9 protein-coding genes are annotated in these 11,779 nt (G+C 61.9%); all 9 read right to left on the bottom strand.

The features are described 5' to 3' along the window. Positions 1-53: 53 nt before the first annotated feature. Positions 54-1,742: a chloride channel protein gene (locus tag WNE31_RS05870; protein ID WP_349978768.1), complete on the bottom strand. Its 1,689-nt coding sequence runs from the start codon at positions 1,740-1,742 to the stop codon at positions 54-56. Between the two features lie 105 nt (positions 1,743-1,847). Next, a complete protein-coding gene (recN, locus tag WNE31_RS05875; RefSeq protein WP_349978769.1) occupies positions 1,848-3,497 on the bottom strand; it encodes a DNA repair protein RecN in 1,650 nt (549 codons plus the stop codon). 39 nt (positions 3,498-3,536) lie between these two features. Continuing rightward, positions 3,537-4,391: an outer membrane protein assembly factor BamD gene (locus WNE31_RS05880; RefSeq protein WP_349978770.1), complete on the bottom strand. Its 855-nt coding sequence runs from the start codon at positions 4,389-4,391 to the stop codon at positions 3,537-3,539. Between the two features lie 110 nt (positions 4,392-4,501). Continuing rightward, entirely contained in the window at positions 4,502-5,422 is a 921-nt protein-coding gene (gene lpxC, locus WNE31_RS05885; protein ID WP_349978771.1) for a UDP-3-O-acyl-N-acetylglucosamine deacetylase, read from the bottom strand. A gap of 206 nt (positions 5,423-5,628) precedes the next feature. Beyond that, the gene (gene ftsZ, locus WNE31_RS05890; protein ID WP_349978772.1) at positions 5,629-7,269 is read right to left on the bottom strand and encodes a cell division protein FtsZ; all 1,641 of its coding nucleotides are present in this window, start codon (positions 7,267-7,269) and stop codon (positions 5,629-5,631) included. A 357-nt stretch (positions 7,270-7,626) separates the two neighbouring features. Continuing rightward, complete coding sequence (gene ftsA / locus WNE31_RS05895) at positions 7,627-8,961, bottom strand: cell division protein FtsA (protein WP_349978773.1); 1,335 nt, start codon at positions 8,959-8,961, stop codon at positions 7,627-7,629. After that, a complete protein-coding gene (locus WNE31_RS05900; protein WP_349978774.1) occupies positions 8,961-9,857 on the bottom strand; it encodes a cell division protein FtsQ/DivIB in 897 nt (298 codons plus the stop codon). Before WNE31_RS05900 ends, ftsA begins: the two co-directional genes overlap by 1 nt. After that, positions 9,824-10,738, bottom strand: a complete 915-nt coding sequence (locus WNE31_RS05905) for a D-alanine--D-alanine ligase (protein WP_349978775.1) — start codon at positions 10,736-10,738, stop codon at positions 9,824-9,826. Before WNE31_RS05905 ends, WNE31_RS05900 begins: the two co-directional genes overlap by 34 nt. Before the next feature lie 86 nt (positions 10,739-10,824). Next, on the bottom strand, positions 10,825-11,751 hold the full coding sequence (murB, locus tag WNE31_RS05910; RefSeq protein WP_349978776.1) for a UDP-N-acetylmuramate dehydrogenase: 927 nt from the start codon (positions 11,749-11,751) through the stop codon (positions 10,825-10,827). Positions 11,752-11,779: the final 28 nt, after the last annotated feature.

Genomic DNA, 11,779 nt, shown 5'->3' on the forward strand with positions numbered 1-11,779 from the left:
ACCGGTCCCAAACGAAACAGTCAACAGGGCGTGCCGATGGCGCGCCCTTTTTTTCAGGAATGTTCCTCGGCCGCTGTGGCGGCAAGCGCCTTGTTATAGGCCTTGAGCGCATCCACATGGAACAGCGCCCCCCAAAGTTCCGGCGGTTGCCCCTCGCCCGCCAGCGTTACCACGGGGATGAACTGGACCCCGGCCTTGTCAAAGATCGGCATCGCTGCTTCCAGAGTCGCGTTGCCATCGACATAGATGCCGTCACTGATCATTTCCCAGCATTTTTCTTCCGATGCCGCGCGTTTGTGGTCTTTGGCCCGCATCACCGCGCCTACGTTGAACATCGACAGCAGATAGGCCTGCGGCCCCGCTGCAAGGTGCACGTTGCGCCGTTCAAGCTGGGTCAGGAAGAAGGACCGGTCCACCAGCCGCGATCCCAGCGCAGTCGAGATCGACACGCTGACCATCACCGCAAGCCCCGTCTGCCAGTCGCCGGTCAGTTCGAACACGATCAGCGTTGTGGAAATCGGCGCGCCCAGCACCGCCGCCGCCACTGCGCCCATCCCGGCCAAGGCATACAGCGTGATGGTTCCCGACACTTCGGGGAAGACGCTGGTCGCGATCAGGCCAAAAGCCAGACCGGTCAGCGCCCCGACCATCAGCGCGGGTGAAAACACGCCGCCACCCATGCGTCCTGCCATGGTGATTGACACGGCAATGACCTTGAGCACGGCAAAGACAATCGCCTCGTGCAGGACCAGTTGTCCTGTCAGCGCCGCCGAGGTGGTTTCGTATCCCACCCCGATGATATGCGGGAACCAAATCGCCAGCCCCCCGAGCATCGCGCCCGAAATCGCCGGCCGCAACCACCGCGGCATGCGGGAACGCGCGTGGATGACATTGGCCATGTCTTCGGCCCAGAAGATCGTCCACATCAGGGCCACCGCAACAAAGCCGCAGACGCCGCCCAGCATCAGGAAAGCGGGAAGTTCCTGATAGAATTGCAGGGCGCCTGACGTGGGCAGGTGGAACTCGGTCACATCCCCGAATTCCAACCGGTTGATGACCGTACCCGCCACGCTGGCAATGGTGATGGGCGCAAAGGCATGTACCGCGAAATGCCGCAACACCACCTCGAGCGCGAACAGCGCCCCTGCAATGGGCGCATTGAACGAGGCCGACACCGCCGCCGCGACCGCGCATCCCAACAGGTCGCGCCCCGTGATGCCATCGGCCTTGATCCGGTTGCTGACCCAGCTCGAAATCACGGCGGCCATGTGTACCACCGGCCCCTCGCGCCCCGACGACCCCCCGGAACTAAGCGTAATCAGCGAGGCAAAGGCCGATGCCACACCGGCGCGTTTCTCGACCCGGCCTTCATACAGCGCCGCCCCCTCGATCACGTCCGCGACCGAGCGGACGCGGCCATCCGGCGTAAACTTGTGCAGGATCAGACCCACGACCAGCCCGCCTACGATCGGGATCACTAAAAGCATGTACCAAGGCAGCGTTCCGGCAAAGCTGTGCAGCGTTGACAGGTCATCGGTGCCATAGAGCGTGGATTGCAGCCACATGATACCTTTGCGGAAAAACAGCGCGGCAAAGCCCGCCGCGATGCCGATCACAAGACTGATCAGCCAGAACTGGAACTGGCTTGGCCCCTTTTCGACCAGCACCTTCCAGCCGCCCTTGCAGGTATAGACCGCCTGTCGCAGGCTGTCGGCAATAAAGGTGCGGAACGAATTGTTCATTAGTACGGGGTCGCCAGATTGCTCTGCTTCCAGACTTAGACCGAATTGACCGCAGACTGCATCAGGAAATCGACATTTTCACCGTTCGGTGCGGAAATCGGGCGGCTAACTATCCAAAAGCGCCTTGGCGGCGGCGCGGGCGGCATCGGTGATGGTATCGCCCGACAGCATGCGCGCAATTTCATCCACGCGGTCTTCGGCATCCAGTGGCGTGACCGTTGACAGGGTTTGTTCCTGCACAACCTGCTTTGCAACGCGCCAGTGATGCGCGCCAAGGGCCGCGACCTGCGGGGAATGGGTCACCACAAGAACCTGCCCCTCGGCAGCCAGCGCGGCCAGTCGCCGCCCCACCGCATCCGCCGTGGCACCGCCGACACCCCGGTCGATTTCGTCAAAGATCATGGTCAGCCCGCTGACATCCGCCGTCAGGCAAACCTTGAGCGCCAGCAGGAACCGGCTGAGTTCACCGCCCGAGGCGATCTTGCCCAAGGGCCCGGCCGGTGCGCCGGGGTTGGTGGCCACGGTAAATTCCACGATGTCCTGCCCGTCAGGTCCGGGGTCGGTTTCGCTGATGCGCGTAGCAAACACTGCGCGCTCCATCTTGAGCGGGGCAAGCTCGGCCGAGACCTGCGCGTCCAGACGCTCTGCCGCCGCGCGCCGGTCCGTGGTCAAGGTGTCAGCCGCCGCCGCATAATCAGACTCGGCCTGTTTGAGCGCGGCCTGAAGTTCGGAAATGTGGCCTGCGCCCGCATCCAGCGCAGCCAGTTTTTCGCGCAGGTCATCGGCAAAGGGCCCAAGATCGTCCGGCGCCACACCGTGTTTGCGGGCAAGGCCACGAATGGCAAACAGGCGCTCTTCCACCATTTCGAGGTCATGCGGATTGAAATCGAGGTCGGCCAGACAGCGTTCCACCCCGTCTGCCGCCTCGGCCAGATCATTCATCGCCCGTTCAAGCGCGGCCATCGGCTCTTCCAGCCGCCCTTCGGTGCCGTCAAGTGCGCCTTCCAGCCAGCGCAGCGCATCCCCCATCGCGCCCTCGGCCCCGTCCAGCCCAAGGGCAGCATGGGCCCGCGCGATATCGCTGCGCACCTTCTCGGCGTTCTGCATCAGGCGGCGGCGCTGGTCCAATTCGGCCTCTTCGCCCGATTGCGGGTCCAGCTTGTCCAGTTCGCCGACCGCATGGCGCAGGAAGTCTTCTTCGGCCTGCACCTCGGCCAGGGCCGCCTCGGCGGCGGTCAGGTCCTTGCGGCGCGCGGCCAGCGCCTGCCAGGCGCCTCGCACCTTGGCCCGCCTGTCCGATAGCGCCCCAAACGCATCCAGAAGATCGCGGTGCCCCTTGGGGTTCAGCAGACCCCGATCGTCATGTTGTCCGTGCAGTTCCACCAATGTTTCGGACAGTCGGCGCAGCACCTCGCCCGAGCAACGCCGGTCATTGACCCAGGCCGTCTTGCGCCCATCGCGCCCGTTGACCCGACGCAGGAACAACTCCTCGCCGCCAGGCAAACCCGCCTCTTCAAGGATGGCATGGGCAGGATGCCCGTCAGGCAGATCGAACACGGCGACCACTTCGCCCTGATCGGCACCGCTGCGCACCAGTTCGGCGCGGCCCCGCCACCCCAGCACAAAGCCCAGCGAATCCAGAAGGATCGACTTGCCAGCGCCGGTTTCCCCGGTCAGTACGTTCAAACCCGGCTGGAACCCAAGTTCCAACCGGTCAATGATCAGCATGTCGCGGATATCAAGACTGCGCAGCATGGTCGGAGACTGAAGCGAAGAACACCACCACCGGGGCCCTTACAGCCACTTGCCCTGTACGGTTTGACGATAAACCTGTTTCAGCCAGCCGTCGCTGGCCGCTTCAAGTTCAAGCCCCCGTCCGGTCAACAGCTTGTAGCTGTCCTCGTACCATTCGGTCGACTGATAGTTATACCCCAGAATCGCGCCGGCAGTCTGCGCCTCAGCGGTCAGACCCAGCGACAGGTAGGCCTCGACCAGACGGTGCAGCGCCTCGGGCGTATGGGTCGTGGTCTGGAAATCCTCAACCACGACGCGGAAGCGGCTGATCGCGGCTGCATAGTGGTCACGGCGCAGGTAGTACCGACCGACTTCCATCTCTTTGCCTGCCAGATGGTCAAAAGCCAGATCGAATTTCAGCATCGCCGCGTTGGCATATTCACTGTCGGGATAGTTCTCGATCACCCCGCGCAGCGATTGCAGCGCCTGGAAGGTCAGCCCTTGGTCGCGGCCAACCTCGTCGATCTGGTCGTAATAACTCAGCGCCAGAAGGTATTGGGCATAAGCCGCATCATCATCCGCCGGATAGAAGTCGATATAGCGTTGCGCTGCGGCACGGCTTTCGGGATACATCTCGTCCGAGTGGAAGGCATAAGCCTGCATGATCAGCGCGCGCTGCGCCCACTCCGAATAGGGATACAGGCGTTCAATCTCGCCAAAGTAATAGGCCGCGTCTTCGCCCTTGTTGCGAGACAGTTCATATTCGCCACGCTCGAAGATCTGCTTTGCGGTGAACTGTTCCATGGCGATATCGCCACGACGCGCCTTGTCAGCCGTGCTCGACGCGCATCCCCCGAGCAATGCAACCAAAACCACTGCACCGATCAGCTTGAATCGCGATCCGCTGCCCGTCATGCTGCATAACCTCTTGTTCGACTTTTCAGGGACATGCCCTTTCTTATCACAAGCTGTTAGCACAGAAATTTCCCGTGCAAAACGCCTTTAGGCATTTTCGGGAAAAGGTTTCATGCGACTTCGGGGATTTCCGCCCAATGCACGCCTGCACCGGGCAGGATCGCGGCGGTTTCCGCGTTGCATTCCACCACGCGGAAGGCACCCGGCGTGGCAAAAACCTGCCGCAGAAGTTCATTGGTCAGCGAATGACCTGCCCGCGCACCGACATAGCGGCCCAAGATCGGCCCCCCTGCAAGATACAAATCGCCAAGCGCATCCAGCATCTTGTGACGCACGGCTTCGTCCTTGTGGCGCAGGCCACCGGGGCTCAGCACCTTGTCTCCGTCTACGACAACCGCGTTTTCCAGCGTGCCGCCAAGGGCCAGACCCTGTGCATGCATCGCATCTACATCGGCCTGACGGCAGAAGGTACGGCTGTCGCACAGTTCGCGCACGAAGCTGCCGTTGGACATCACTAGAGATTTGTCCTGCACGCCGATCGCGCGATCGGCAAAATCGATATGGAAATCAATCTGCATATGCGCCGACGGCAACAATGTCGCGCTGGCTTCGCCGCGCGTGACAGTCACTGGTTTCAGAATTTCTATGGCGCGCACAGGGGCATGCTGTTTCACCAGACCCGCCCGCAGGATACCGCGCACGAACTCGGCCGAGCTACCATCGAGAATCGGCACTTCGGGGCCGTCGATCTCGATCAGGGCATTGTGCACCCCGGTGCCCGCAAGTGCCGCCATCACGTGCTCGATGGTCGATACTGACACCCCCGCCCCGTTCACGATTCGCGTGCACAGCGCGGTTTGTTCCACCACGTCCCAACGCGCCGGCACCATGCGGTCTCCAAGAAGGATGTCCGTACGCTTGAACCAGATACCGTAATCCGCCGACGCGGGGTGAATGGTCATGCGAACAGGTTTGCCCGAATGCAGGCCCTGTCCCAAGAAACGAACGGATGTACGCAGAGTATTTTGCACGATGGTCCCCAAATGGCGCGGCCCTCTTAGGTTTCCGCAAGCATGAGGTAGACGCTTCGGTCGCGCATCACAATTCAAACATTGTAACGGTATGAAACATCTATGTAACGGTTTGGCAAAATACCGCTTAGAATCGTACAAGCGCCTGAAAACAAAAGAAAAGGCCGCTATTAAAGCGGCCTTTCAAGTGACGGATTATGACAAATTTAATTGGCTTGGCGGCGCAGGAATGCAGGAATCTCGATCCGTTCCTGATCTTCGTCCATTTCCGGTTCCGGCTGGACAGCCTGCATGCTGGGCTGCTGGCGCGCCTGTTGCGGCGCAGCAGCCGGACGAGCGGCCGGTTGCTCGGTGCCATGGCCGCCGGTCATGCGCCCGATCAGCGAATTCAGACCGAAACGCCCCCCGCGTTCCTCGCCATGGGCCTGCGGCTGGGCTGCAGGAGCCTGCGCCGGAGCTGCTGCGGCGGGGCGCTGCGGCGGCGCGGCCGGTGCTTTGGCCACCGCGGCTTGCAGACGGCCCAAGGCTTCTTGCGACGGGGTGCCCGGTGCAGGTGCCTTGGGTGCGACAAACGCCTCGACCTCGTCCTCCTCGTCGATCTGCTGCGGGGCGAACTCTTGAACCGGCGCCTGATAGACCGGCGCGGGCAGGTCATCCTCGGCCACTTCTTCCTCGAAGATGTCTTCCATCTGCTCCGAGGCCGCGGCGCGTTCCGCGTCCAGTGCCCCAAACAGGGACGGCTCGGGCGAAGTTTCGGCAGCAACGGCCGGCATTTCGACCGGTGTTTCCATCATGTCCTCGTCGACCGGATCGGCTTCGACCGTCGGTGCCAGTGGACGCGCCATCGGGCGGCGCGGGATCGGAATTTCGTTGTCCACGGCCAGTGCGTCGATGCCAGTGGCCACGACAGACACGCGCATCGCGCCTTGCAGGCTTTCGTCCAGGGTCGAGCCTACGATGATATTCGCGTCCGGATCCACCTCTTCGCGGATGCGGTTGGCGGCTTCGTCCAGTTCGAACAGGGTCAGGTCATGCCCGCCAGTGATGTTGATCAGAACGCCCTTGGCGCCGCGCAGCGAAATCTCGTCCAGCAGCGGGTTGGCAATCGCCTTCTCGGCGGCCTGCGTGGCGCGATCTTCGCCCTCGGATTCACCGGTGCCCATCATCGCCTTGCCCATCTCGTCCATCACGGCGCGCACATCGGCAAAGTCGAGGTTGATCAGGCCTGGCCGGACCATCAGATCGGTCACGCCCTTCACACCTTGATACAGCACGTCATCCGCCATCGAGAACGCCTCGGTGAAGGTCGTCTTCTCGTTGGCCAGACGGAACAGGTTCTGGTTCGGAATGATGATCAGCGTGTCCACAACCTTTTGCAGGGCTTCAACGCCATCTTCTGCCTGGCGCATCCGCTTGGCGCCTTCGAACTGGAACGGCTTGGTGACAACACCCACGGTGAGAACCCCCAGCTCCCGGGCGGCCTGCGCGATGATCGGGGCTGCGCCCGTGCCGGTGCCTCCGCCCATTCCGGCGGTGATAAAGCACATGTGCGATCCCGCCAGTTGATCGACGATCTGTTCAATGCTTTCCTCGGCAGCCGCCGCGCCCACGCTGGCCCGTGCCCCGGCACCCAGACCTTCGGTGACTTTCACACCAAGCTGGATACGTTGTTTCGCATCGCTTTGCTGCAGGGCCTGGGCATCCGTATTGGCCACAACGAACTCGACCCCCTCAAGGGCCTTGGCAATCATGTTGTTGACCGCGTTGCCACCGGCGCCGCCGACACCGAAAACGGTGATGCTGGGTTTCAGGTCCGATTGATCGGGCATAGTAAGATTCAAAGTCATAAGATCCGCCTGTCTTTTCCCCGCTATTACGGGCGCTTTTTCTGCTTATTCCCCTCTATTCTTACCGAAAGCAAGGGCAACCGTCACCACAAAAAGCACAAATCACCACGAAATATGGCGATTTGATTGGGTAAAACCCGCGAGATTTTGCCGATTTGCGCAGATATTGCGGATTTGGCAGTGCGTGCCACAAACGCACGAAAAGCGCCCCCGAAAGCCAAAGCCCGAAAGCGCCGGTATTGTTTTCCTCGGAAGACCACTGCCCGGCCTGTCCGCAGACCTTTCCACAGGTCCTTGTGGATAAGTTTAAAGCATCCCCATTCCGGCGTCACCCCTCAAAATGCGTCTGCGCGTGCCTTACCAGTTGTCCCGCAACCAGCGCACCGCGCGCTTGATCGACCGGACCGAGGACCGCTCGACCGGCAAGTCAAAGTCCCACCATTCGTCTTGCGGATGGGTGGCGTAAAGACACATGCCGACCGCGCTGGAAAAACCGGGGCCGGTGGCGGCCTGCGGCAGGCCATGCACCCGCATCGGGCGGCCCAGCCGGACCTGCTGGCCCAGAATCTTTGACGCCAGTCCATCCAGCCCGGGAATCTGGCTGCTGCCGCCGGTCAGGACAATTTGCTGGCTGGGCAGGCTGTCAAACCCTGCCGCGTCCAGACGGGCGCGCACCTCTTCCAGAATTTCTTCGACGCGTGGGCGCATGATCCCGATCAGTTCGGCCCGGCTGACCGTGCGGCGATCGTGTTCCCAGTCGCCGGTCTCGCCCTCAAGCTCGATCATGTCGCGGTCATCCATGCCCGTGGCCACGACCCCGCCATTGCGTGTCTTGATCCGTTCCGCCACTGCGGCCGGCACCTGCAGGCCCATGGAAATGTCGCTGGTGACGTGATCGCCCCCCATGCGCACCGTGTCGGCATAGATCATGTGTTTCTTCATGAAGATCGAAATGCCAGTGGCCCCACCCCCGATGTCGATACAGGCCGCACCCAGTTCCTGTTCATCCTCGACCAGAGACGCCATCCCCGACACATAGGCGGACGAGGCAATCCCTGCCAGTTCGAGGTCACAGCGTTTCACGCAATAGGCCAGGTTCTGTACCGCGGTCGCATCCACGGTCAGCATATGCATATCTGTCGACAGTTCCTGCCCCATCTGGCCGCGCGGATCGCTGAGGCCGGAACGATGGTCCAGCGCAAAGTTCACCGGCTGGGCATGCAGGACTTCGCGCCCCATGCCATAGTCGGGCACCTCGCATTCCGCCAGCACCCGGGCCACGTCGTTTTCGGTGACAACGTGGCCTTCCAGTTCGATCTTGCCGTCCAACCCATAAGAGCGCGGCGCCGCCCCCGAGAAACAGGCAATCACGTGATCGACACGGATTTTCGCCATCTTCTGCGCCGCCTGAATTGCGGTACGGATCGCGCGTTCTGTTTCCTGCATGGCTTCGATCTCGCCAAAGCGCACACCGCGCGACCGTGTGGTGGCCGCCCCGATGACACGGAACCCGGTCTGCCCCGCCATAGAGCCGACACCCTCCATGTCGATCTGCGCCTCGCTGCCGTCAAAGCGCAGCACGAGGCAGGAAATCTTGAACGTCCCCACATCAAGGACCGCAACAACACCCCGCTGCATGGCGGCTTTGCGCATGTTGCGCATGGCACGCTGTGACTCGTAAAGCTCGATCATCAGTCCCTCGTCTCTCCGTAAGGCAGCTGTCGGATACGCCACCACTCTTCTACTGCGCGTTCTGCAATGCGGATGGTCGGGCGGCTGTCGAGCCGCATATCCACCACCGCCAGATCCCGCGCCAACATCTCTTGCGCCTGGTTCAGGGCGATCACCCGCTCAAGCGCCTGCACCGCGCCTGTCTCGGGCAGCAGGATGCGCTGGTCGCGGTTCAGCACCACGTCCCACCGGCGTTCGCCCATACGTACAAGCCCACGGATGCGCGGCAAAAGCGGCCCAGCCGCCGCATAAAGCGCCAGCGCCTCGTCCACGCGCTCTTCTGCGCCCTGCCCTGCAATCAGCGGCAATTCCGCATGCAACTGGCGCGTCTGCGCCGTGGCCACCACAAAGCCTTCTCGGTCGACCAGCATCAGCCCCTCGCGCGTGCGCCACAGCACCACCGGATCGCGCTCGGTCACGGCGATCTGCATGATGCCACCAGGGCGGATGCGCACCGTAGCACCGGCCACAGCGGGCAATTCGACCACCCGCTCGCGGATGAGGTTCAGATCAAGGTCAAAAGAGCTGATCGGGAAATCAATCGGCACGATTTCGCGGATATCTTCGGCGATACCCGCGCTGGCCCCGTCAATGGCCATGACGTTGACCATGAACTCCGGGCGCGTCTGGATACTCGATTTCAAGTCGTTATAGGCGGCAGAGACCTGATCGCGTCGGTCTTGGTCGGAAAACCAGATCCCCGCGATAGCAAGGACAATCGCAAAGGGCAGGAACACCCGCAGCATCAGCCGGAACAACGGCGTCAACATCAGGCGCTCGAACCGATAGGCCCATTTCGACGGGGCCGGATCGCATTTGCCGTCTACCTGTTGCACGAGGCGTCCTCCACCATCCATGCACAGAACTCAGGAAAGGACAGCCCCGCATGGGCTGCCTGCTCCGGTGCCAGCGACGTCGGCGTCATGCCGGGCTGGGTGTTGGTTTCCAAGAGGATCAGACCATCCAGTCCGCGAGTGTCATCCCAGCGGAAATCGGTCCGACTCACACCGCGGCACCCCAGCGCCTGATGCGCACGCAGCGCATAGTCGAGGCAGGCCTCGGTGATCTCTTGCGGAACCTCTGCGGGGATCACGTGGCGTGATCCACCTTCCTTGTACTTGGCATCGTAGTCATACCAGCCATCGGTCAGGATATCGGTCACGTTCAGCGCCCGGTCCCCCATCACCGTGGTCGTCAGCTCGCGCCCCGGCGCATAGGTCTCGACCATGACTTGTTCGGGCATGTCGTCCGACAGTTGCGGCGGGCCGTTGGCAACCTCTTGCACGATATAGATACCGACGGACGAACCTTCATTGTTGGGTTTGACAACATAGGGCGGCGCCATCACGTGCCGGCCCATCACCTCGGCCTTGCAGCGGATGACACTCTCGACCACGGGCAGCCCCGCAGCCCTGTACACTTCCTTCGACCGCTGCTTGTCCATGGCCAGCGCCGAGGCCAGCACACCGGAATGGGTATAGGGCAGGCCCAGCCATTCCAGAATGCCCTGCACACAGCCATCTTCACCCCAGCGACCATGCAAGGCGTTAAAACACACATCTGGTTTGATTTCGTTCAGGCGCGCAACAAGGTCAGGCCCTGCATCGACCTCGACCACGTCATACCCTGCTTCCCGCAGCGCGGCAGCGCATTCACGCCCCGACGTCAGAGACACCTCGCGCTCTGCCGAGGCCCCGCCCATCAATACCGCCACTTTGGGGTTTGCCCTGCTCGACATACCCTTTGTGCCTCAATGTCCCGGACCGTTTTGGTCCTGTTTTTATTAGGTTTTCCGGCCCGTGATATGTGCCTGCAAGCCAGAAGTCAGTCTGCCGTCGGTTCTCCGACGCGCATGATTTCCCATTCTAGCGTTATTCCGCTGTTTTGGAAAACCCTTTTTCTGACTTCTTCACCCAGATTTTCCAGATCGGCCGCAGTGGCATCACCCGTGTTGATCATGAAATTCGAGTGCTTCTCGCTCATCTGCGCGCCGCCAACGCGTGCGCCACGCATCCCCGCGTCATCAATCAGCTTCCACGCCTTGAGATCATGCACGTCATCCGCCTGTCCGGTGCTTGAAAACCCGGCTGGATTGCGGAAGGTGCTGCCTGCGGTGCGGTCCTTGGTCGGTTGGGTCGCGTCACGTTTGGCCAGTTGGTCTTCCATGCGCCGCATCAACATCGCGGGATCACCCGATGGCCCCTCGAACGTAGCCTCGACAATCACCCAGCCCTCGGGCAAATCGGTCTGGCGATACCGGAAATTCAGATCCTCTGCCGTGATATCGACAATCTCGCCTGTGCGGGTCACCGCCTTGGCGCTGACGAACACATCCGCCACATAAGACCCGTAGCAGCCGGCATTCATCCGCACCGCACCGCCAATCGCACCCGGAATTGTGCGCAGAAAAGTCAGGTCGACACCGGCCTCGGCGGCCTTGCGCGCGACATGGGCATCCAGCGCCGCAACCCCTGCCGTAACACGACTGCCGTCCACCTCTATTCCGTTGAAGCCGCGTCCCATGCGGATCACCACCGCCCGCAGCCCGCCATCGCGCACGATCAGGTTGCTGCCCACCCCCATCGGAAACACGGTCATCCCCGGATCCAGATCACGCAGGAAATCGGCAAGGTCTTCTACATCCGCCGGCTGGAACAGCCAGTCCGCCGCCCCCCCGACGCGCAACCAGGTCAGGCCCGAAAGATCCCGGTTCGGGGTCAGTTTTCCGCGCACTTGGGGCATGTCATTCATCGGTCTTGTCCGCTCGGCTGGTGGTCTT

Origin of the sequence: Shimia fortis, assembly GCF_040225985.1 — a bacterium.
Classification (GTDB): domain Bacteria; phylum Pseudomonadota; class Alphaproteobacteria; order Rhodobacterales; family Rhodobacteraceae; genus Shimia.